The organism is Exiguobacterium sp. BG5(2022) (assembly GCF_031844365.1).
Lineage (GTDB): Bacteria > Bacillota > Bacilli > Exiguobacteriales > Exiguobacteriaceae > Exiguobacterium > Exiguobacterium profundum.
In genome coordinates this window covers 108,382-130,619 of the sequence record NZ_JAUZVB010000003.1, presented here as the reverse complement: position 1 = coordinate 130,619, position 22,238 = coordinate 108,382, and the positions used below count along the sequence as shown (strand labels likewise).

21 protein-coding genes and 1 other annotated feature are annotated in these 22,238 nt (G+C 47.2%); all 21 genes read right to left on the bottom strand.

The features are described from left to right. Positions 1 to 114 precede the first annotated feature (114 nt). Entirely contained in the window at positions 115 to 705 is a 591-nt protein-coding gene (locus tag Q9R25_RS12795) for a kinase (protein ID WP_214691481.1), read from the bottom strand. Positions 706 to 757: 52 nt separating this feature from the next. After that, positions 758 to 2,443, bottom strand: a complete 1,686-nt coding sequence (locus tag Q9R25_RS12790) for a b(o/a)3-type cytochrome-c oxidase subunit 1 (protein ID WP_074037747.1) — start codon at positions 2,441 to 2,443, stop codon at positions 758 to 760. After that, positions 2,444 to 2,914 (bottom strand): cytochrome c oxidase subunit II, encoded by a 471-nt coding sequence (locus Q9R25_RS12785; RefSeq protein ID WP_015880821.1) that lies wholly within the window; start codon positions 2,912 to 2,914, stop codon positions 2,444 to 2,446. 24 nt (positions 2,915 to 2,938) lie between these two features. Then, positions 2,939 to 3,058, bottom strand: a complete 120-nt coding sequence (locus Q9R25_RS12780) for a cytochrome c oxidase subunit 2A (RefSeq protein WP_224863290.1) — start codon at positions 3,056 to 3,058, stop codon at positions 2,939 to 2,941. Between the two features lie 177 nt (positions 3,059 to 3,235). After that, positions 3,236 to 3,946, bottom strand: a complete 711-nt coding sequence (locus tag Q9R25_RS12775) for a Crp/Fnr family transcriptional regulator (protein ID WP_015880820.1) — start codon at positions 3,944 to 3,946, stop codon at positions 3,236 to 3,238. A 153-nt stretch (positions 3,947 to 4,099) separates the two neighbouring features. Then, positions 4,100 to 5,485 (bottom strand): aldehyde dehydrogenase, encoded by a 1,386-nt coding sequence (locus Q9R25_RS12770; RefSeq protein WP_074037749.1) that lies wholly within the window; start codon positions 5,483 to 5,485, stop codon positions 4,100 to 4,102. Between the two features lie 151 nt (positions 5,486 to 5,636). Beyond that, positions 5,637 to 6,782: an MFS transporter gene (locus tag Q9R25_RS12765; protein WP_159563554.1), complete on the bottom strand. Its 1,146-nt coding sequence runs from the start codon at positions 6,780 to 6,782 to the stop codon at positions 5,637 to 5,639. A 121-nt stretch (positions 6,783 to 6,903) separates the two neighbouring features. Then, positions 6,904 to 7,617, bottom strand: coding sequence for a purine-nucleoside phosphorylase (gene deoD, locus Q9R25_RS12760; protein ID WP_015880817.1), 714 nt, complete (start codon positions 7,615 to 7,617; stop codon positions 6,904 to 6,906). A gap of 15 nt (positions 7,618 to 7,632) precedes the next feature. Beyond that, entirely contained in the window at positions 7,633 to 8,343 is a 711-nt protein-coding gene (locus Q9R25_RS12755) for a response regulator transcription factor (protein WP_074037751.1), read from the bottom strand. Next, positions 8,340 to 10,097 (bottom strand): sensor histidine kinase, encoded by a 1,758-nt coding sequence (locus tag Q9R25_RS12750; protein ID WP_074037752.1) that lies wholly within the window; start codon positions 10,095 to 10,097, stop codon positions 8,340 to 8,342. The genes Q9R25_RS12755 and Q9R25_RS12750 overlap by 4 nt, the downstream gene beginning before the upstream one ends. Before the next feature lie 97 nt (positions 10,098 to 10,194). Beyond that, positions 10,195 to 11,409, bottom strand: coding sequence for a M48 family metallopeptidase (locus tag Q9R25_RS12745; RefSeq protein ID WP_074037753.1), 1,215 nt, complete (start codon positions 11,407 to 11,409; stop codon positions 10,195 to 10,197). A gap of 98 nt (positions 11,410 to 11,507) precedes the next feature. Beyond that, entirely contained in the window at positions 11,508 to 12,608 is a 1,101-nt protein-coding gene (locus tag Q9R25_RS12740; protein ID WP_074037754.1) for a PQQ-dependent sugar dehydrogenase, read from the bottom strand. Between the two features lie 37 nt (positions 12,609 to 12,645). Then, a complete protein-coding gene (locus Q9R25_RS12735) occupies positions 12,646 to 14,106 on the bottom strand; it encodes an MDR family MFS transporter (RefSeq protein WP_196431576.1) in 1,461 nt (486 codons plus the stop codon). Between the two features lie 63 nt (positions 14,107 to 14,169). Beyond that, positions 14,170 to 14,889, bottom strand: a complete 720-nt coding sequence (locus tag Q9R25_RS12730; RefSeq protein ID WP_311283244.1) for an ABC transporter ATP-binding protein — start codon at positions 14,887 to 14,889, stop codon at positions 14,170 to 14,172. Further along, positions 14,882 to 15,679 (bottom strand): ABC-2 transporter permease, encoded by a 798-nt coding sequence (locus Q9R25_RS12725; protein ID WP_215244345.1) that lies wholly within the window; start codon positions 15,677 to 15,679, stop codon positions 14,882 to 14,884. The genes Q9R25_RS12730 and Q9R25_RS12725 overlap by 8 nt, the downstream gene beginning before the upstream one ends. A gap of 3 nt (positions 15,680 to 15,682) precedes the next feature. Beyond that, positions 15,683 to 16,228, bottom strand: a complete 546-nt coding sequence (locus Q9R25_RS12720) for a nitrous oxide reductase accessory protein NosL (RefSeq protein ID WP_196431579.1) — start codon at positions 16,226 to 16,228, stop codon at positions 15,683 to 15,685. Then, entirely contained in the window at positions 16,215 to 17,399 is a 1,185-nt protein-coding gene (locus Q9R25_RS12715; RefSeq protein ID WP_214691475.1) for a right-handed parallel beta-helix repeat-containing protein, read from the bottom strand. Before Q9R25_RS12715 ends, Q9R25_RS12720 begins: the two co-directional genes overlap by 14 nt. A 146-nt stretch (positions 17,400 to 17,545) precedes the next feature. Beyond that, the gene (locus Q9R25_RS12710; RefSeq protein WP_196431581.1) at positions 17,546 to 18,838 is read right to left on the bottom strand and encodes an ABC transporter substrate-binding protein; all 1,293 of its coding nucleotides are present in this window, start codon (positions 18,836 to 18,838) and stop codon (positions 17,546 to 17,548) included. A 159-nt stretch (positions 18,839 to 18,997) separates the two neighbouring features. Beyond that, on the bottom strand, positions 18,998 to 19,978 hold the full coding sequence (gene asnA, locus Q9R25_RS12705; RefSeq protein ID WP_215244343.1) for an aspartate--ammonia ligase: 981 nt from the start codon (positions 19,976 to 19,978) through the stop codon (positions 18,998 to 19,000). A gap of 69 nt (positions 19,979 to 20,047) precedes the next feature. After that, positions 20,048 to 20,288, bottom strand: a binding site (T-box leader). 104 nt (positions 20,289 to 20,392) lie between these two features. Continuing rightward, positions 20,393 to 21,295, bottom strand: a complete 903-nt coding sequence (locus Q9R25_RS12700; RefSeq protein WP_078146321.1) for a carbohydrate ABC transporter permease — start codon at positions 21,293 to 21,295, stop codon at positions 20,393 to 20,395. Beyond that, complete coding sequence (locus Q9R25_RS12695; RefSeq protein ID WP_196431582.1) at positions 21,292 to 22,197, bottom strand: carbohydrate ABC transporter permease; 906 nt, start codon at positions 22,195 to 22,197, stop codon at positions 21,292 to 21,294. Before Q9R25_RS12695 ends, Q9R25_RS12700 begins: the two co-directional genes overlap by 4 nt. Positions 22,198 to 22,238 lie beyond the last annotated feature (41 nt).

Here is a 22,238-nt window from a genome sequence, read left to right as displayed (position 1 = left end):
TAATACACTTCCTAACTGTATTATTAGCGTAATACACTAAGACGTCAATCATTTTTTCAAATTTTCTCCAAACAAAAAACATCTGACACGTGCGTCAGATGTTAAAACGTTCAGTCAGAGCACGCTATCTGCCCCTCTTTTCGGGTCGACGTCCCGAAGATACAAATTTTCTCCTGGCCAGTACCGGCGCTTGTATTTCTCAAGCCGTGTTGTCGGATCACCGAGGTATGTATCCCGGTTCAAAACTCGCTCGTACCGAACTTTTCGGGGACAGTCGAGATAAATCACATAGTCGAAATAAGAACGCCATTCAGGACGTTGTAGAAAAATCCCTTCTACGACAACCGTATGCGCGAATGATACGTCCACGATCTCTTCTGCGATGACATCTCGTTCATACACGTAACGAGGTAACGTCAATTCCGTCATCCCATTCCTCAATGGACGAAACAGTTCACGTTCTAAGCGCGAGACATCCCATTGAAGTGCGTAATACTCCACCGGTTCAGGCTGTCCGGTCTGATAGCGTCTGTCCCGTTCAACGATATAGTCATCGATGTGAAGAACGTAAACACTCGGCTCATTGCTCAAATGTGAGACGAGCGTTGTCTTGCCCGCTCCGCTCAGTCCATCAATCGCTACCAAAAACGGTCGATTCTCTGAGTGCATCGAACGAGCCGCACGGATGACGTCTAATATGTTCATATCGTTCCTCCTCACACAAAAGAAGTCAGCTCACGAATGAGCTGACTTCAGTTTACCAGAGTACCCAACCACGCGCTCCTGGAGGCGCACTCTCAATCAAGTGCCAGATTGGAACGGTGTATGCAAATGCGATCAAGACAAATGTCACGGTAATCCATAGCTTCCAATTCTCGAAGTAACGCGGTGTATCCATCGCCGCCTCTTCTGTCTCAGCGAGCGGGAATTCTTCTTCGCCTTTTGGAGCGAGGAATGACAAGTTGAACATCGAGTAGACGAAGATGAGAACAGAGATGAACAAAATTGTTCCCCCGATTGCCATCATGACATGATATGGGATCCATTCACGCGTCAATGCATCTGAGAAATAAGTTGCCGGACCCGTACGACGTGGGTTCCCGTTCAATCCTGAGATATGCATTGCATAGGACATGATCGCCATACCGAATGCCCATGTTCCTGCTTGAATCAATCCAAGCTTGTTCATCGCCTTCGTCAACGTGCGACCACGTAGGACTGGGACTAGCCAGTACGCTGTTCCGAAGAAGGTTAAGGCGACGGCAGTACCTACTGTGATGTGGAAGTGTCCTGTGACCCATAACGTATTGTGGACCATTGCATTCAATTGGTGCGAAGCGTTGATGATTCCACCTGCGCCAGCCGGGATGAAGAACAACATCCCAACGAAAGGAGCAAGGAAGCGAACATCGCCATATGGCATTTTCTTCACCCATCCGAACAGTCCTTTCGCGCCAAGGGCACGACCTCGAAGTTCAAACGTCGCAAAGAGCGAGAATGCTGTCATAAATGATGGGATGACGACTAAGAACGTCAAGATGACTTGAACGAATTTCCAGAACGGTTCAATCCCTGGCTCTGTCAACTGATGGTGGAAACCGACCGGGAATGAGAAGAGTAGGAACAGCAAGAACGCCATCCGCGCCAACGCATCCGAGAAGATCTTCCCACCAATCACTTTCGGTACGACCGTATACCACACGATGTATGCCGGCATGAGCCAGAAATAAACGAGCGGGTGACCGAAGTACCAGAACAATGTACGAGATAACTCGATTCCGACTGTATCCGTCCATCCTAACGAGAGCGGAAGGAGTTGGAATAAAATCGTTGCTGCAACACCAAGTGTCGCAATGTCCCAAAGAAGCATCGTCATGATACTCATATACGCCGGAAGTGGTGGATGGATACCAGGGTTGTCACGCTTGTAATCCGCATACATGCGGAACATCGCGAAAGACGACAACCATGTCCCGACTACGAATAACACGAGTCCGACATAGAAGAGCGGATCTGCCATGAGCGGCGCATAAAACGTATATAAGACCGTCCCTTTATTGGCCAAAATCATGACGGTTACCATGACAGCACCGATGATCATCGTCCAAAAACCGAGCCAAGCGACACGTGTCGGGAACGATTCAAAGCGACCGAACGACTTCGCCAATAAGGCATATAAAAGACCGATAATGAACATCGTCGTAAAGACGATTCCAAGCATGATCCCGTGCGCAGTCAGAAGTTGATAGTATCCAAAGATTTCAGGAATGACACCCGTCCGAATCAATGTCTGAGTCAATCCAGCTAGCGCCCCAATCAAGATGGCGAGAACGGATACGAGAACATGTCCATAGGCAAGACGTGCCTCTTTTGCTCCGATACTCGGAACCGGTACGCCGCGTTCCATCTCCCATTGCTTCAGTTTAGATGATACGTCATTCATTTATTCCACCACCTTGATTTTAGTCGACATCATGTGATGCCCTGTACCGCAATATTCGTTACACAAGATTAAAAATTCGCCAGCTTCCTCGAATGTGTACGTCAACGAGTTGATATGTCCCGGGACGATCATCATGTTGACCGGCGTACCCGTCAACTGAAATCCGTGGACGACGTCAGGTGATGTCACGAGGAACGTCACTTTTGCCCCTTTTGGAATTTCAACATTCCCTGGTGTGAACGTAAACGCTTGTGCGATCATGACGAGCTCATATTCATTTTCACCAATTTGATGAAGTCCTGGTTTGTCGAACGGAGCCGTCTGATTTACTTTTGCCGGGTCAATCAAGTCTGCATCCGATGCGGGTTGATTACCTGCCGCGAATGCGGATACCCCGAGAACAGTCAGGAAGACTGCGAGCAGAATGATGCCGAATGTAAGCCAATATTTTTCTAGTTTATGAATATGCATGATGAGACCCTCCTCCCTGAATTCTTACCGAGTGACGAATAAGTAAAAGACTGATGACCACATGGCGATGATGACACCCGCCACGATCATGACCGATGTGAACGTTCCTTTTAAATTCGGTTCTTGTCCATCTTTATGTTCCACGTGTAAGACCCCTTTCGCTTGTTTTTCCACCTTTATTGTATGCAATCGCTCTGGTGATAATATGTGATATTTATCACTCCAAAAGTGACAATCACATCAATTTTGCGTAGTTTCAACACATAAAGTTCACATTTGTACAAAACCAATCCACAAAAAACCGCCTCCACATGGGGCGGTTTACAAACGACATATTCCTGCCGGGCAGCCTTCGCAATGGCATAACTCTTTTAAAAAGTCGACATCGCGAATGATGATTGATTTCGTTGTTGTGCTGATGACACCTTCTTTTCGCCACTGACTGATCAATCGATTCACCGTCTCACGCGGTGCTCCAATCAGTTGTCCGAGTTCTCCGTCAGACGGATGACGAGGAATCACGATTGCATCTTCTTCCTCCACTCCATGCATCGCGGCCATTCGAAGTAACGTCGAAGCCAATGCACCAGGTTTTCCATACAACAATAAGTCGCGCACTTTCATTTCGGAATGCTTACGCATCATCGATGTCCAGCGCAAGATTTCTCCGGCAAAACGGATATCGCGCTGCATAAGCGATTCTAACTCTCGTTTTGAAATCGTCCCGATGGTACTCTCTTCAGTCGTTTCGATGCTATACGAACTAGGGAATGTCTCCACGATGTCAAACTCACCAAAGAAATCATCCGATCCATACATGAACATGACGAGTGGATTTCCCTTTTTCGTGATTTTCGTGAATTTGACAGATCCACTCTTCAAATAAAAGAACTTATCACACTTCTCACCTTCCCAACACACGATACTCGCTTTTGGATGATGCTGAAGCGTCATCATTTCGAGTAACAGCTGTTTCGTTTCATCTGAGAATACAAAACTGTTCGGTTGGGTCGTTCCACATTGCATTGACATAGGTCGGTGCTCCCTCCACGTTTCATTCGTCCGTTCCATTTATGACTTTATTATACAGGAGTGTGACAGGGAGTATCATAAAAGTATGTGACATTTCAAACAATCTTTTGAAAATAAAAAGATTCGGGTATGACCCCGAATCTTTACATCGATTCATCGTTGAATCAGTCGAATCAATTGTTCAGCCGGTTTGAAGTTCGGATACCGGACTGGTAAATCAAATTTTGTCGTATTTTTTAAAATAGACTTCGCGTGGCTGAATGTCTCAAAACTCGTTCGCCCATGATAGGCCCCCATTCCGCTCTCGCCCACTCCACCAAACGGTAGATTTGGGTTCGTCAAATGCATGATGACATCGTTCACACACCCGCCACCGAAGGAAAGGTGCTTCATGACGGTTCTTTCCACGTCCTTTGACTCTGTAAAGAGATAGAGCGCCAATGGGTGTGGTCGGTCTGAGATGAACTCGATCACTTCATCCAATTGACGATATGGAATGACTGGTAAAATCGGACCGAAAATCTCATCTTTCATCACATCAGCATCTTCATGAAGATTCGTCATGACGGTCGGCGCAATTTTAAGCTCATCCCGGTTCATCTCTCCACCGAACACAAGGTCACCTTCTGTCAAATAGTGAGCCAAACGGTCGAAGTGTGATTCATTGACGATGCGCGTGTATCGTTTCGTGCCGACACCATTCCCAAACATCGCAAACGCCTCTTGTTTAATCGCTTCTAAAAATGCTTCTTGTTGCGATTCGTGGACGAGCACATAGTCTGGTGCGACACATGTTTGACCGGCGTTCATCCATTTACCCCAGGCGACACGTTTTGCCGCAATGGAGACGTTCGCATCTCCGTGAACGATGACTGGTGATTTCCCACCTAGTTCGAGCGTGACTGGCGTCAGATGCTTCGCTGCCGCCTGATTGACGATTCGCCCGACTTGCGTCGATCCCGTGAAGAAGATGTAATCCCATTTTTGTGCCAACAGCTCTTGCGCTGTATCTTTATCCCCTTCGACACTTGCCACATATCGATCGGTGAAGGCACGCTCGAGCACCTGCGTCAGGACACGCGCAACATTCGGCGTCAATTCTGAAGGTTTGACAACGGCTGTATTCCCTGCGGCAATCGCACCAATGAGTGGAGCAACAGCCAATTGGAATGGATAATTCCATGGAGCGATGATCAACACCGTGCCGTACGGCTCATATTGAATCTCACTCTTCATCCCAAGATGAATCGCCGTCCCACGGACACGCTTCGGACGCATCCACCGCTTCAATTCACGCGTCGTTCGTGAAATCTCATCGTAAATAAATCCGATTTCCGTCGTATACGCATCCAATTCGGACTTGTTCAAATCTTCGCGAAGCGCCTCTAGCAAATCCGCTTCATAATGCTTAATGGACTCCTTTAAAAACGTCAGCATGCTCAAACGAAATGCCATCGATTTTGTCGCCTGTGTTTTAAAGAAGCGGCGCTGTTTCTGGACTAGCTCGTCAATCGTCAACTGTTCAATCGGTGCCAGCATGAACTTTCCTCCTTATGATTCATCACATTTATCTCATTTTATCATCGTGTGAAACGTGAATCTAAAAAAACGCTTTCATCAACCTACTATAATACAAAGCGTTTAAATGTTTAAACGCTTAATCATAGAGTAAGCGATTGCTTCCCTCGTGTCAAAACATTCGTACTCTTTTTCGCGCGCTGATCAGAAAGAGCAGGCTTGCGCTCCCTAAAATCAAGCCGGTCAGTGTGAACTGCTGGACGATCGAGAGTGGAAGAACACTTAAGAATGATGACCCCGCTACCGTTCCGAGAGAGAAAAAGGCATAGAACGCCCCGTATGCTTTCCCTCGATTTTGTGGAGAGGTCGATTGGATCAACAACGTATTAATGGCCGGGAATAAAATGGCAAACCCGACACCATATAAGGCAAGTACCCCATACAGGCTAGTTTGTACACCCGATTGTCCAATTAACACCTGGCTTATCCCGATGATAGCCACCCCAAGTGCGGTCAACTTTGTCGGAGAGAATCGATCAAACAATCGGTTCGTCGGCAATAAAAAGAACAGGACGGCTACCACGCCGAACATACTGAGCAATGTCCCGCTCAATCGTGAATCATATCCAAGTTCCTGCACATGGAGCGGCAGTAAAAAGGCGAGCGCCCCTTGAGAAAACATGAGGAAAAAAGCGCCCCAATAGGCACGAAGCACTTTCGGATCCGGTTTTTCCCGTGTCCTCTCTTTTTCTATTATTGTCTCGACCGTTTGACTTCCTCGCATTGTCACAATCGTCACGATGAGAATCACCCAACCGAATAAAGAGACGAATAAAAAGACAGTTGGTGGCGATGTGATGCTTGCGACGATACCGCTGAATGCTGGACCGATAATGGCAGCTAACCCGACGAAACTACCGGTAATGGCGACTTTCTTACCTTGACGGTTCATCGCGGTGACGTTCGCCGACAGCGTAAATGCAGCTGGGACGATGAGTCCGGCCATAAAGCCATGAATACACCGTACAAACAGCAACATAAATGCTGAGTCGACGAACTGATAAGCCAATAAACTGAAGCTCGTCAGAAACAAGCCGAGAACCAAAACCGGATATGGACCATTTCTGTCAGTCCATATACCAGATAACATATTTCCAAACGTGTTCGTCAACGAATAGATTGCAATGGAAAAGCCAGCGATAAACGAGGATGCCCCAACGGATACCGCAAATGTGCTCATGATCGGAAGTTGGGCGAATAAATCAAAAAAGGCAAAGAATACGATTGCATATAATATAAAACGTGATGGAGTTTTCATCGGACAATTCCTCTTTCCCGTGATCTTATTCTTAGTCTAGCTGGTGCTCCACCCGTTTCATAGGGATGAATAGGTTTAGACACAAAAAATCCCTACAGCCAAAGGCTATAGGGAAAATCGCTTAGTTTGTTACTTCGACGGCCGTGTCGAGAGCGACACGAATCATTTCATCAAACGTCGACTGACGCTCTTCTGAAGTCGTCTCTTCACCCGTCAACAAGTGGTCAGAGATCGTGAGGATCGTCAACGCGTTCACTTTATGTTTCGCTGCAAGCGTGTAAAGACCTGCTGCTTCCATCTCGATCGCGAGGCAACCGAAGTCCGCCCATTTCTTGAAGTGATGGAAATCATCTTGATAGAATTGGTCAGCCGTGAAGATTTGTCCGACTTTGACCGGGATACCCGCTTTTTCTGCATTCATATACGCACGATGTAGGAGGTCGAACGTCGCTGTTGGCGCATAGTCCATTCCGTTGAAACGGACACGGTTTTGTCCCATTTCACTTGATGCGCTCATCGCGATAACAACGTCACGTACCTTAACATCTTCTTGAATTCCGCCCGCTGTTCCGACACGGATCAAGTTTTTAGCACCGTACGACATGATGAGTTCATTCACGTAAATCGACATCGATGGGACACCCATCCCTGTACCTTGCACTGAGATGCGTTTTCCTTTGTATGTTCCCGTGAAGCCGTACATGCCACGAACTTCGTTATATAATTCGACGTCTTCTAAAAACGTTTCCGCGATATACTTGGCGCGAAGCGGATCCCCTGGAAGTAATACCGTTTCTGCAATTTGTCCTTCTTGAGCTCCAATGTGTACACTCATGTTTGAATTCCTCCTTTAAGCTTGTCGTTGAACTTGTTCCCGAAATTCGTTCGGAGTAACACCGACTTGTTTTTTAAAGACCTTTCGGAAATATTTGTCGTCCGAAAAGCCGACTGCTTGGGCGACTTCATAGATACGCTGTCTACTCGTTTCTAACAGGCGCTTTGCTTCATTCATCCGAATTGTCAACACGTACTCAGATAGATTCACGCCATATTGTTGTTTAAATCGTCGTGAGATATACTCCCGACTTAAGTAAAACCGTTCACTCATTCCTTGCAAACTCAGCTCTTCCGCAAAGTGCTGTTCAATGTACGTACCAATTTGGGCAATCGGATCTTCACTCGACTCCGTCATCACGCCCGCTAACGCCCGTGACAACGTATCGTTTAGTACATCCGGGTCGATCGGCTTCAACAGATAATCAAAGCTCCCGTACTGGATGGCCCGGCGCATGTACGAATATTCATCGTAACCTGTCAACACAACGAGCTTAGAGGATGAAGCGTGGTCGTGTACCCACTCCATCAGCTCGATTCCATCACAATGTGGCATTTGAATATCCGATAGAATTAAAGCAGGTCGCTCCTGCTCGATGAGCGCCTTTGCCTCAAGTCCGTTCTTCGCCTCGAGTACGGCCTTCACACCGAACCGCTCCCATTCGCCGAGTAATTTCACCGCTTCCCTTACTGGAGATTCATCATCTACAATCAACACTTTCGTCATGATGCCACCCCTTCATCCGTTGCCGGGAAACGCATCATGATTCGAAAACCGCCTGTTTCAGGTGTAGCCAACATAAATTCTGCCTCCCGATTATAGTTTAACATGAGTCGATCACGAATGTTTCGTAATCCTGTACCCTCTGTGTCATAAAATGTCGAGTCCCCTTGTTCAATACGTGACATGACCCGTTCCCATTCTTCCGTCGTCAAGGAACGTCCGCTGTTCTCACAGCGAATCACGAGTGTCGCCCCTTCCATCCAGACCATCACGTCAAATCGATTCGCTAAAGCCGAGCCGTCTCGCTCGAACCCATGTTTGAAAAAGTTCTCTGCGAGCGGCTGTAAAATCATCTTTGGAACAATCAGTTCATGGAGGTCCTCAGGGACTGAGACGCTCACTTGAAACTGATTTGGAAAACGAACGTCTTGCAGGCGAATGTATGAGTTCAAATGCTCGATTTCTCTCTTTAGCGTGACCATCGACTCTTCTGGATGCATCGTATATCGCATCATCGAAGAGAGTTGTGTGATCAATCGATAGACGGTTTTGCCATCTCCCTTTAAAGCCAGTGTGCCGATCGACTGTAACGCATTGAATAAGAAGTGCGGATTAGTTTGCGCCTGTAAGGCACGTAGTTCATTCGTTCGGTTCTCTAAGGCAAGCTTATACTCCCGTTGAATCAGATCGTCGATTCGCTCAATCATCCGCTTGAACTGTCTCCCGAGTACGCCGAACTCATCATTTCCGAGGGAATCGAACGAGACCGTCATATCGCCTTGCTCAATTCGCCAAATGTTCGAGGTCAACGTCTTAATCGGAGTCGTCAGTTTCATCGAGGCGTACGTGGCGCCAATCAATGCCAGAATGAGTGAGATGATTCCGACTAACAAAATAATGAACGATGTTCGTGAAGCCGGTTCCGTCAAGAGCTGATCTGGAATCGACTTCCCGACATAGAATTGCTGATGGTCGAACTCAAATGTTTTCGTGATTTGATGATGATTTCCATCGGTCGAGAGCGATCTCGGTTGAAACGACGAAGGAATCTCGCCATCTCCAAGATGGGCGAACACACGATTGTCCTCACCAACGAACCATAGACTTTCCTCCGGACTATTTTGAAGAGAAGCCAACTGTCCGATGAACAGATCTTCCGGGATATCGAGCGACAGAATCGCGAGCGGTTCGTCCGTTTCAATTTTATCGAGTCTGAAATGGAGGGTGACGACATCTTCTTGTGTCATGATTGGTCCGAAATCATGATACGGAATGAGCGGATGTGACGCTTCAAGCAAGACACGACTTTTCGGATTATTCAACAACTGTCGTTGGACAGCGCTCGGTTCTTTTTTGGAACGCGGTGATACTTTCATTTTATACGCTGCGAATGAATCCATGTCTTCAAGCATCAACAGCTGAATTTGCGCCACGTCTTCCCGGGACAAATACATTGCGAGGAGCGCTCGTCGCACTTCAATCTCCGTTTCTCTTAACGACAGTCCCGGTCCGTATTCCAGTATGTCCAATACGTCACGATCTGCGTATAGGCTAGTCGGCAAGCGACTCAAGTCAGAGATATAGCGTTCCATCTGACGCGTCCCCCGTTCAAGCGACCATTCCGTCATTTCAAGACCGCGTTCACGTTCTCGATCCTCCACATACCAAAATGAAATGATTGTCGCGATAATGACTGGCACGATGATGGTTAATGCAATCATTCCTGTTAACTTTGTCCGAATGCTATTCACCGACATCCCCCCTACCCCATGAGTATATCACGCGTTATGCAAACGTTTGCAAGAATCATAAAAAAGAATCCTCATTTCTTTCGAAACAAGGATTCAGCGACTATTAATAGGATTCCATTAAATCAATGAGTTGTGGTCCGTGTCCCATTTCTCGTGCCACATCAATCGGTGTCATCCCCTCTTCGTTCTCGATGGTCACGTCTGCACCGTGATCAAGTAAGAGGAGGACCGTCTCAGGATCGATGTCGTCATTATAGAACAAGTTATGGAGTGGTGTTTCCCCATATTCGTCTTGAATGTTCACATCCGTCACGTTTGCCAGTTCCGCTTCAATTTCTTCATAACTCGCATTCATGAACGTCAATTCTTGAATCGGTTCACCTAATTCCATTCCCCAATCCTCTTCGAGATCTTCGCTCATTGCCGATGCGACAAAGTCAGATAAATCATCGTTCATGACGAGCAAGGCGATGATTGCTCCGTTACCGATGACAGTCAATAGAATCATCGAAATGATAGAGGCTTTCACATATCCCGCTGTTTTAAAGACCGGTACGTTTTCTTCGCCCGCATGTGTCGCAATCGCTGCAATGCGTTTCGGTAACGTCGGATGCGTCGACAACAGTTCACTATATTTCGCGATGAATCCGTTCTCTCTGCTCGCTTCATACAGATAGTCAAACTCATTCACTTCTTTCGCGAGCGGTCCCCCGATCGCAAGTACGGTCAACGCTTGTTTCGACGCTCCAAAATCTTGAAGATAATGCGCTGCCATCCGGTCACACGTATACTCACATGCACGCGAATAAGCTGATCCTAAAAACGGAATGATGCTACCAAGTAAGACAACCCATTGTTTTTGAACGTGGTTCCGACGAATATGTGCCAATTCATGTGCGATGACAAACTCGACTTCTTTCGCCTGTCCAGTACGTGTCAATTCCACGACATCAGAATATAAGATGACCATATTCTTTTGGAAGAATCGCGTGGCGAAAGCATTTAACACACCACCGGCCTGTAAGATATACACATCTGGCAACAAACGAATCCCCATCTCAGCCCCGACGCGTTGAACCAGCTCATGAAGCTCTGTGAACTGACGAGGCGTCACCTTGACACCGTTCGTCCGAATATACCCGATTTGAATCCAGTGCGTAAACATTGAGAGTGCTACGATCGTCCCGATGATCCACAAGAAAAGACCGAACGATGCAATCGTCAGTACGATTCCTAAAATCAAGACGAGTACGCTTGCTGCGACTAATAATGAGAAGTATAAATTTTCTCGTTTATGTACCAAGTTTGAATGATTCATCTAAATTCCCCTTCTTTTTCCAAAATACATGTTTAATTATACCGTTCCTTCCAGAAGAAACAACGAAAAAAAATAGAAACTGACGGATTCGTCAGTTTCTAGCGGATGGTCACTTGATAGAGTTTGTCGTCTTGCGATTGCGGATTGCCTCGTCCGTCCGTATTGTTCGAAATAAAATACAACGTATCGTCGTTCAACCACACATCACGAATCCGTCCTACCCCTTCGACAATTGTCGTGACTTGCTTCGTTTCACGATCGATGGCCACGAGCCGCTCATTCCGAAGTGTCGCCATGTATACGTACCGTTCATCGGTCGCAATTCCAGATGGTGCCCAAGACGTCTCACCAACTTCAAACCATGGCGTGATGAGACCTTCTCGTTCCTCGTTTGCCTCAATGAGTGGCCATCCATAATTGTTTCCTTCTTCTATCACGTTGACCTCGTCATGTCCACTCGCCCCATGCTCACTCGCATAAAGCGTATCATCCATCCGGCTGAGTCCTTGAGGGTTTCGATGACCAAGCGAATAAATCCAGTCGGTCGGTTCGCCTTCACCCGATAATGGAATTCGTAAAATCTTCCCCGCCAAAGATGACTCGTTTTGAGCAAGTTCTGGCACGAGCGCATCGCCCGTCGTCACCCAAAGATACGCTCCATCGACTAATAGACGTCCACCGTTATGGAAACGTGCCCCTGGTATCTCGTCAATCAAGACACCAGTTTCCTCGAAACGTTCTCCATCCCACGTCAACTCTACCACCCGGTTCTTGACGTCTCTTCCCGATGAACCGTACGTATGATATGCGTAAAGGATGCCACTCGATTCAAAATCGTCGCTCAGCGCGATGCCGAGGAATCCTCCTTCACCAATCTCAAATACGTCTTCGTCCAAGTTCACGTCAGATTGCGTCGCGCTACCGGAATCATCGATTACCGTGATGGTCCCACCACGTTCCGATACGAACCATTTGTCCGCACTTCGAGCGAGTGACCACGGGATCTCTAGATTCTCAGCGACGGCGGTCACTTCCCCGATGTTCAGTTCCGTCTCTTTAGTGGTATTCGATTCTTCAGATGTTGCCGACTCATCACGAGTCGATTCTTCAGCAGGTGGTGGCTCCGTACCTTCGTTCGTCGGTTCTGGCGTACATCCCATAAGAAACAATAGTGTCACAATCCCAATTTGACGTTTCATGTCGGTTCGCCTCCCTTTCCTTCATCATACCCTTGTTTTACGAGCGCTGTGAAGGTTCCGGTGGGCGGGCCGGCAAACGGGTTGCGATGATGAATGCAATCACGGCCGCAATCATCGCCCCGATGAAGATCCCATTCAACCCGGTCGCGATGATTTGTTCACCTTGCAGACGGACAGACGCGCTTAACGTCTCCGTCACACTTTGATTGAAGAAGTCTTCCAAAGACACTTGGGATAAGGAGCTGCTTTCTTTAAAATCATTGAGTACGACAAAGTTAAAGACGGCTCCAAAGACTGCTACACCGAGCGTTTGACCGACCGTACTTAAGAAGGAGTTGGTCGCAGTCGCCGTTCCTCGTTGCTGATAGGAAACGACGGTTTGTAAGACGACGATAAACATCGGCTGTGACAATCCGAATCCTACCCCAATCAAAGCCACCGCACCATATACCCAGAAATCCGAGCTTGATTGAGATAAGAGTGTCAACGTGAGGGTTCCGATGACGAGTAACCCCATACCAACCAACGCGCGACGTCTCGGGGATGCCACACCGAGCGTCCGTCCTCCGATAATCGATGTGAATGTCCATGCAACAGACAACGGCATCAACATGAATCCAGCCTCGGTTGCTGTTTTTCCTAATACTGCTTGCGCCCAAATTGGGATGTAAGCTGACATTGAAACGAGCACCCAAGCTGCAAAAAAGACAGAGCCGTTGATGGCCGCAATCGTTGGTTGCTTGAGCAAATCAAACGGCAATAACGGAGAGGTTGCTCTTCTTTCCGATAGGAAGAATCCCCCTAACAAAACAAGACTAAGTACGCCACTCCCGACGATGGTCGTCGTCCATTCATTCGTTTCACTGAACGTGATCAAGGCGTATAAAAACGCGGTCGTTCCTCCAGCGAACAAGAGAGCACCTTTTAAATCAATCCGCTCGCTCGTTTCAGCGACGGTTTCTTTGTAAAAGACGATAATCATGATGAACGAGAGTAACGCAAATGGCACGTTTAATAAGAATACGTAACGCCAAGACAACGTTTCGACCAAAAATCCACCGATGACGGGGCCAAGCACACCCGATACACCCCAGACCGCACTTAGAATTCCTTGAATTTTCCCACGCTCTTCGTATTTATATAAATCTCCAATAATTGTCATCGAAATCGGAAGCACGGCTCCGGCCCCGAGACCTTGCAGCGCCCGAAAGACAATGAGTTGTTCCATCGATGTCGCTAACCCACATAACAATGAAGACACGGTGAACAACCCGATTCCAAACAACAGGACGCGCTTTCGCCCGAATAAGTCTGCCACTTTTCCATAAATCGGTGTCGAAACCGCTGTAAAAAGTAAGAAAGCGGCAAATACCCAGCTGACGAGCGTCGCTCCATTCAACTCACTGGCAATGACCGGTGTCGCAACCGATACGACCGTCCCTTCAATCGCTGCTAAAAAGGTTGCCAGTAATAGGGCAACCGTCACATTTTTTCTCATTCATTCCATCTCCCCAAAAAAATAGTGGCGTCGGAAGGTTCCGAGCACCACTTCAACTGTCTATTATTTTGTGCGAGCCGCGTCCATTTGACAAGTGTCATCTTTCGATTCGAAAAAGAATTCTCTTAGTCGTTCATATGCGGCTTGTTCTTCTTGGACATATACCTTCCCACAAACAGCACCCGCTCGCATCATCCAGACCTCATCTGCCAACATGGCGGCGACGTCAAGTTGATGCGTTGAAAACACGATGGTCGCCCCCCGTTTAGCCTCTTGTCGCAATAGTTCGCTGAGCATTTGCATCCATAGCGGATCGAGTCCGTTCGTCGGTTCATCCAACAACAAGATGTCTGGTTCGCTTACAAGAGCTTGAGACAACAAGAGACGTTGCCGCATCCCTTTTGAGAGTTCGGAGACGCGCTTTCGTTTATCCTCGTACAGACCGACTCGTTTTAAAATATCCAGAGTCGGATGTACCCCTTGCAAGGTAGCGTAGTAGATGAATGTCTCCTCAACTGTCCATGCCTCATCAAAATAGAAATCATCCGGCATATAGCCAAAACTCTCATTATATTTCGCGCGTTGTTTGATCGTATAACCATTCAATTGAATGTTGCCGGTACTCGGTTTGATGGTACCATTCATCAGATTCAACAGCGTCGATTTTCCGGCACCATTGCTTCCACACAACGCCACGATTTTCCCCGAGACGATGTCTTCACGAATGGGATGGAGTGACCACGAATCACCGTATTTTTTCCCTACATCTAAACAGTTAATCATGACGATTCCCTCCGTACATCACCGTCGAGGCAAGTGATAACAAGAAACCACTTGCCGTAAGCAAGCTCAACCAGACTCCAGCGTATCCAATCGGTCGATGCATCCAATTCAACAGGTGGAGATAGACATCCCCAAACACATCTGAAGAGGATACAATCGTACTGGCCCATACACGCATCAAGTCAAATCCATTCAGAAACAGCGCCACAATCATGCCGTTCACTTGCATACCGTAAGGAAGCCAGGAAACGATGGTCACGAGAAGCGTTGGCCAAAGCAACACGAGGATCGTCCATGTGAGGAAGGCCAGTAACATCGCTCGAATCCGCTTGCGCGCGATTAGTCCAAGCAAAGTTCCAAGCGCTGTCGCGTAGATTGTTAATCCAATGGCGTAGGAAAACAAAATCATCCAAGTCTCACTTGATTGTCCGACAACGAGCGAAGCAACGAGGAAAGCCAACAGCAGAATAAGTCCTTGTGTCACGAGAAATGAACTGAATCGGACTAAAATCAACTTCCATTTAGGATAGGTAAATGTTGAGAGGAGATTCAATCGCTTCGATTCCTGTTCCTGTCCCCAATGAAGCGCTGTCGTCAATAAGATGAAAAGAGGAAGTAACAGACCGAGCACCGTGATGAGCGTTGCACTTACGTTTGTATAGTCCGCAGCAACAGGTAGTGCTTGTCCGAGTCCTCCGAGTAGAACGAGCGTGAGAATCCATATAACTAAGAATACATAGTTCTCACGCTGTCTCAGACTCCGCGCCCATTCCATTCGCCACAGTGACATCGATTATTGCCCTTCTTCTTCTGTATCCATGTCCATTTCGCTATCTTGATCCATTGAGCCTTCGCCATCCATCTTCATGTGCATCTCGCCGCGCTCCCACGAATGGTCTTTCAATTGTTCGAAGTCCATCATATCTCCACCATTCTCTTCGATATAGGCTTCAGCATCAGCCTCTTTCGCGAACGAGAGAATATTGTACGCCATTGGTGTTTTCGACTCTTTGTCGTACACGAACATCGCTTCGTCTAATTCGACCCACTCTTTCGTATTGAAATCTTTCACGTACATCGCAGCAATATCTTCTTCTTTTTGTTCAGGATACCAATCACGCATGAGACAACCGATGTCATCAAACGCATATCCTTTTTCATTTTCCATGATGGCTTCCGCTGCGAACTGCTTATCCATGACTTTCATTTTACACACTTCACACTCTGTTTCGCCCCATTTGATTTCAAACGGTTCTGCCGATGCACTCGAACATGCTCCGAGTGCCAATGATAATCCTGCGATGGATAATAATCCTGCTACTTGTTTATACGATTTCATGTCGTTTCCTCCCAAATATCCAAATGATAATAAGTAAAATGATACTCCCTAAATTCCAAATCGAACCGCTCCACTCCCACCTTGCTGTATAGGTTTGCGGTGAAAGGTCCGTCAACGATACATCGTTCGGACTTCTCAGAATGTTTTCTAATAGGAGAAGTCCCGGGGACCCGTATAATAATTCTAGCGCTTCATATGAATCAGTTAATAAGAACAAGTACGGTTCGGTTTGAAATGGGATTTCGCTATACCCGTCACGATCTAGGTCCAACGTCGTCCCACCCCAGACATTTCCTTGTACAACGTTGTCATGCGACTCGACCATCGTCACCGGTTCACGATTTCCTAACAGGTTATTTTGAAGAATCATCATCCCCGTTGCTTGCTTGAATTGAAAGCCGATATCGTTGCCGTTAATCGTATTCCGTTCAAGAATCGTTCCTACTGACTGCTCCGCGAACAAGCCGATATGATTTCCAGATACGTTCGTCATCTCGATGGTCGTATCGATTGCCTCATAGAGCATCAGCCCCGTCGCCGTTCCACCGAACTGGTCGTGTACATTCCCATTTTTTAAGACGACTCGATTCGTTCCCATAATCATCGCACCGGTCAAATTATGATGGAGTTCGGGCACCGAAATCACCACATCAGTCGGAAACATCAAGTGAATGCCGTAGCGTGAATGCGAAACGACCGGTCGAACGATTGTGTGCCGAGATCCATTCTCTATGTATATCCCGTCTCTCACTCTCTTCACTACAACTCCACGCAGTTCGGTCGCCTCACTATCAAGGAGCACCATCCCATCCGCCTGTCCATTCCCGTCAATGGACATTCGTGTGACTCGAACTCCATAACTATCCTCAATCAATAGTCCAGTACCAGCGGACTCGATCGACACATCAAGCAGTTGATGTCCGAGACCAGATACTTGGATGGCTGGTACATCGTCGTTCTCACATTGTTGTACTGATACACGTTCGAGAACAGCACCGGTTCCACGCATGATAAATGCGGGATGGCCACAACTCGTATATGTTTTTCCGTCTCCATCCACATGCTCATTCGACTCAATGACGATGGGTTCAGTCAACGGAATCGAGTGTTCTTCCGCCTCTACCTGTGTTGTCCAACACAAAAATAGGATACAACTCAATATTCGTTTCATGCCCCCTCCTTCTCATAAGCGCTTACAACATCCATTCTACTGAAACCCCCACCGGTATGTGTGTGGTTTATATGGGATTCCTGTGACAATTTCTTCATAAAAAAAACACAGACGGTGAAGGGGTCGTTTCACCGTCTGTGCCATGCTTATTTCACTTTGTCTTGCCATACTTTCGTGAAGTCCTGAAGCATCTCTTCACCTGTTTTTTGTCCACCGACATATGCCTGCATAAGGGCACCATATTCATTCACTGCTCCATCCGGATACTTAAACCAGTTCCAAGAGATGGTCTTCCCTTCATTCGAATACGCCAAGATATCGTCTGCGAGTGGTCCAAGGTCGTTGGCTTCAATCGACTTGAAGGCAGGGATGAACTTGAACTTGTTGACCATGTAGTCTTTCCCTGTATCCGACGTCGCCATCCACTCTAAGAAGTCTTTCGCTTCTTCTTTATACTTCGAATTTTTGTTGACGACCCAGTTGTTCGGGACACCGACCGGAAGTCGGTCCATCTTCTCCGCATCGTCATTGATTGGGATTGGGACGAATCCCATCTCCATATCTGGATTTACGTCGAGGATCATTTGTTGTGCCCAGTTCCCTTGTTGGAGCATTGCTGTCTCTCCTTGGGCGAACTGTGTGACTTGTGTATTGTAGTCCGTCGTCAACGGGTTTTTGTTTCCGTATTTAATCGTCAAATCAAACAATTTCAAAAACTCTTGGAACTGTTCATTGTCTTCAAACTTCGCTTTATTCTCATTGAGCGCTTGAATAAATGCATCCGGGTCGTCTTGTTGCGCCATCGGAATGTTCAACAAGTGGATTCCTAAAATCCAGAACTCTGCATAACCGACAGAGAACGGTGTGATTCCCGCTTGCTCAAGTTTTTCAGCAGCATCTGTCAGTTCAGAGAGTGTTTTCGGTAACTCTTTGATCCCTGCTTTTTCAAATAGTTCTTTATTATAGATAAATCCGTAACCTTCGAGGTTCATTGGCATTCCGTACAGTTTACCGTCCATCGTCATCGGCTCTTTGGCGACTTCTGTCAAATCTCCGACCCACTTCTCGCTTGAGAGGTCCTCGAGTTTATCTTTCCATGTTTGTGCTTCCGTGAATCCACCGTTGTTGAAGATATCCGGTTCATTTCCTGAGGCGAATTGTGATTTGAGGGCCGCACCGTAGTCTGCTCCACCACCGACGGTTTGAACCGTGACTTTCACACCCGTTTCCTCTTCATACTCTTTTGCCATCGCTTCAAGGTCTTTCGCAATCTCCGCTTTGAATTGGAAGACGTTTAACGTGACGTCTTTTTTGTCGCCGCTATCTGCATTTCCTTCAGAAGAACCTTCGTCCGTGAGTGATCCGCCGCCGCAAGCCGCGAGTGATAAGACCATTCCAGCCGTCATGACCGCTGTAGACAATTTCCACTTCCGTTTCATCTCATTTCCTCCCTTAACCTTATCCATCTTTACAAACTCAACTTTAAATGAAAACGCTTCCACAATGTAGGTGTCAAAATTGACGGATAGGGTGGAAAATGTTGCACAGAAAAACAGGACTCTTTTTTCGAGTCCTGTTCCGTGTTTCTTCTTATTATATTACAACAAGCTGATGCCAGCTTCTTTACACGATTGAATGACTTCTTGCGGCCAGACCGATGTTTGCACTTCTCCGATATGACGCGCGCGCAAGAGATACATTGCGACACGCGATTGTCCGATTCCGCCCCCGATTGTAAGCGGAAGCGTTCCTTCGAGCACTCCTTGATGGAATGGGTACGCGCGCTTCTCTTCCGCGTCTGCTTTCTTCAGTTGCGCATCAAGTGCCACTTCGTCGACACGAATGCCCATCGATGACAGTTCAAATGCTGACTCGAGCTCAGGGTGCCACACGAGAATGTCTCCGTTGAGCGACCAATCATCATAGTCTGCCGCTCGTCCATCGTGTTTCATACCTGAAGCGAGAAGATCTCCGATTTGTGAGATGAAGACCGCACCATACTCTTTACAGATAGCCGATTCACGTTCTTTCGGCGTCATCATCGGATACGTATCCTCCAACTCCTGACTCGTGATGAAATGAATCATTTCCGGAAGAATCGCTTCAACACCGTACGCTTTCTCTACTTCCGCTTCTGTTTCACGGAGCGCAGCGTAAATCGACTCCACCGTTGCTTTCAAGTATTCCATCGTCCGTTCTTCTCGAGCAATCACTCGTTCCCAGTCCCACTGATCGACGAATAAAGAATGTGTCGCGTCGAGTTCTTCGTCGCGTCGAATGGCACGCATCTGAGTGTACAATCCTTCACCGACACCGAATCCGTAACGACCGAGCGCTTCACGTTTCCATTTCGCGAGTGACTGAACGATTTCAAGTTCATGTCCCGGATACATCGTATCAAACTGAATGATACGCTCCACACCGTTCAAGTGATCGTTGACCCCACTCGCCGATTCGACGAATAGCGGTGCTTGTACTTGAATCAGTCCGAGTTCACGTGAGACTTTCTCCTCAAAGAGTGCCTTTACTGCTGCAATCGTCTGCTGTCTTTCTTTCATCGTGCTTGTTGCTGTTGTCATTTTCCGTTTCCTCCAATTGTGGAATATTTGAAAATGAAGCCATGAAAAAAAGCCCTCCATTCCCATCGAACATGGGACGGAAGACTTCGGTTCCGCGGTGCCACCCAAATTAGTAGACGAATCTACTCACTTTTTCGAGACAATCATCTCGTAACTCCGATAACGGGGAGCGGTCCGGCTACGTCTACTGGCAAAGCGTTCGGGTAGCGACTCCAGGAAGTTTTTCGACGAAGGGTTAAGACCGGGCTCACACCACCCCCGGATCGCTTGGCTCACTACCTTCGTGTACTCGTCCTTTCGACGTCGTTCACAATTGAATTGAGTTCATTATTATAAATATTCAGATTAATGTCAACGATTTTTTTCAAAAAAAATAATCCTCCGTGTAGCGAACGGAGGATTCCCTTGGGAGGGTTATTTAATCGAACCGCTTGTGATCCCTTTGATGATATGCTTTTGCATGCCGAAGAAAAAGACCAGAAGGGGAACGATTCCTAACACTAAACCTGCTAATGCCAAATCCCATTGTTTCGTGTACTGTCCAAAGAAATAGAATGTCGCGAGCGGGATGGTCCGTAACTCGACATCACGAAGAACAAGCGATGGTAATAAGAAGTCATTCCAAATCCATAGACTGTTCAAGATGACGATTGTCACCGTGATCGGCTTGAGAAGTGGAAAGACGATGCGCCAGAAGACACCCCATGTCGAGCAACCGTCGATGATGGCGGCTTCTTCAATCTCCTCAGGAATCGACTTCATGAATCCGTGATAAAGGAATACTGAGATACCAGACCCAAAACCTAGATACATGACGATCAGGCCCCAATGACTATTCAACAGACCGAGGATACTCGAAACTTTCACGAGCGGAATCATGATGGACTGGAACGGAATGACCATCGCTGCCACGAACAAGAAAAAGATCATTGTGGAAACCCAATGTTTCGTCCGAACGAGTTTCCATGCCGCCATCGAGGTGAAGATGACAATGACCGCATTCGCTCCGACCGTGATGAGAAGGGAGTTCAAAAAGACACGTCCATAATTCATCGCTTCCCATGCTTCTGTATAGTTTGAGGTCAACCACTCGTTCGGTAAGGCGGACGTATTCGTAAAGATTTCAGCCATCGATTTGAACGAGTTGGCGACAACGTAATAGAACGGGACCAAATAGAGTAGTCCGAGCAAGATGGCAACGAGCTCAATAATTCCAAGGTTCCAAGAATACGTTCCCGGGCGAAGTGGACGCTGCGGGATACGCTTCGGTGTCTTCTCTACGTTTCTCTCGACATGTTCCAATTTTTCCGTCGTCATGCTTCCACCTCCCGTTTTTTCGTCACGTACACTTGCGTCACCGTAATCGCAGCCACGACCAAGAAGAAGATGACCGCCTTCGCTGACCCGAGACCATAATTATTATTCACAAAAGACTCCGTATAGATATTTAAGGCTAACATCTCGGTCGATTTGAACGGTCCACCATTCGTGAGCGACAAGTTCGTATCAAACACTTTGAATGACCAAGAGATGGTCAGGAACAAACAGATGGTAATCGATGGCATAATCATCGGTAGCGTGATATGGCGGAGCATCTTAAGACGATTCGCCCCATCAATTCGTGCCGCCTCCATCAAATCAGTCGGCACGTTTTGTAGCGCCGCGATGTAGATGACCATGACATACCCGCCACCTTGCCAGATGGCGACAATCACGATTCCCCAAAATGCCGTTTGCGCATCTCCGAGCCATGGTAATTCGAACAGGCTCCACCCCGTCAACGCACCGATCGAGGCAAATCCTTTTACATAAATGAACTGCCAGATGAACCCAAGAATTAAGCCACCGATCAAGTTCGGCATGAAGAAAATTGTGCGTAGGAAGTTTCGCGTCTTAATGTTCATCGTCAATAATAGCGCCAATGAGAAACCGACGATATTCGTCAATAGGACAGACACAAGCGTATATTTCGTCGTAATCCAAAAAGAAGCGCGGAACTGCTCATCTTCAAAGAACAAGCGATGATAGTTATCCAATCCGACAAAGTTCAGTTCTCCGGTCACGCCGTTCCAATCAGTGAAACTATAGTAAATGCCATTAAAAAATGGGATGAGTACGATTGCGACAAATGCCAGAAAAGCAGGTCCAACAAATGCTATAAAGCTCGCAGGTTTCTTCCAATTCCCTCTGCGTTTCGTCCGTTTAGTAGTCTCAGTCATGTGTATCGCCTCCACTATCACTGTATCGTGTCAAACCCTTA

What these genes read in the sequence shown, in the direction of transcription:
- Q9R25_RS12785 (WP_015880821.1), bottom strand. Translation starts at nt 2,914, where the DNA reads ATGCATATTCATAAACTAGAAAAATATTGGCTTACATTCGGCATCATT.
- Q9R25_RS12795 (WP_214691481.1), bottom strand. Translation starts at nt 705, where the DNA reads ATGAACATATTAGACGTCATCCGTGCGGCTCGTTCGATGCACTCAGAG.
- Q9R25_RS12765 (WP_159563554.1), bottom strand. Translation starts at nt 6,782, where the DNA reads ATGAAAACTCCATCACGTTTTATATTATATGCAATCGTATTCTTTGCC.
- Q9R25_RS12775 (WP_015880820.1), bottom strand. Translation starts at nt 3,946, where the DNA reads ATGTCAATGCAATGTGGAACGACCCAACCGAACAGTTTTGTATTCTCA.
- Q9R25_RS12725 (WP_215244345.1), bottom strand. Translation starts at nt 15,679, where the DNA reads ATGTCACTGTGGCGAATGGAATGGGCGCGGAGTCTGAGACAGCGTGAG.
- Q9R25_RS12755 (WP_074037751.1), bottom strand. Translation starts at nt 8,343, where the DNA reads ATGACGAAAGTGTTGATTGTAGATGATGAATCTCCAGTAAGGGAAGCG.
- Q9R25_RS12700 (WP_078146321.1), bottom strand. Translation starts at nt 21,295, where the DNA reads ATGACGACGGAAAAATTGGAACATGTCGAGAGAAACGTAGAGAAGACA.
- deoD (WP_015880817.1), bottom strand. Translation starts at nt 7,617, where the DNA reads ATGAGTGTACACATTGGAGCTCAAGAAGGACAAATTGCAGAAACGGTA.
- Q9R25_RS12715 (WP_214691475.1), bottom strand. Translation starts at nt 17,399, where the DNA reads ATGAAACGAATATTGAGTTGTATCCTATTTTTGTGTTGGACAACACAG.
- Q9R25_RS12770 (WP_074037749.1), bottom strand. Translation starts at nt 5,485, where the DNA reads ATGCTGGCACCGATTGAACAGTTGACGATTGACGAGCTAGTCCAGAAA.
- Q9R25_RS12710 (WP_196431581.1), bottom strand. Translation starts at nt 18,838, where the DNA reads ATGAAACGGAAGTGGAAATTGTCTACAGCGGTCATGACGGCTGGAATG.
- Q9R25_RS12720 (WP_196431579.1), bottom strand. Translation starts at nt 16,228, where the DNA reads ATGAAATCGTATAAACAAGTAGCAGGATTATTATCCATCGCAGGATTA.
- Q9R25_RS12750 (WP_074037752.1), bottom strand. Translation starts at nt 10,097, where the DNA reads ATGTCGGTGAATAGCATTCGGACAAAGTTAACAGGAATGATTGCATTA.
- Q9R25_RS12740 (WP_074037754.1), bottom strand. Translation starts at nt 12,608, where the DNA reads ATGAAACGTCAAATTGGGATTGTGACACTATTGTTTCTTATGGGATGT.
- asnA (WP_215244343.1), bottom strand. Translation starts at nt 19,978, where the DNA reads ATGACAACAGCAACAAGCACGATGAAAGAAAGACAGCAGACGATTGCA.
- Q9R25_RS12695 (WP_196431582.1), bottom strand. Translation starts at nt 22,197, where the DNA reads ATGACTGAGACTACTAAACGGACGAAACGCAGAGGGAATTGGAAGAAA.
- Q9R25_RS12735 (WP_196431576.1), bottom strand. Translation starts at nt 14,106, where the DNA reads ATGAGAAAAAATGTGACGGTTGCCCTATTACTGGCAACCTTTTTAGCA.
- Q9R25_RS12745 (WP_074037753.1), bottom strand. Translation starts at nt 11,409, where the DNA reads ATGAATCATTCAAACTTGGTACATAAACGAGAAAATTTATACTTCTCA.
- Q9R25_RS12730 (WP_311283244.1), bottom strand. Translation starts at nt 14,889, where the DNA reads ATGATTAACTGTTTAGATGTAGGGAAAAAATACGGTGATTCGTGGTCA.
- Q9R25_RS12790 (WP_074037747.1), bottom strand. Translation starts at nt 2,443, where the DNA reads ATGAATGACGTATCATCTAAACTGAAGCAATGGGAGATGGAACGCGGC.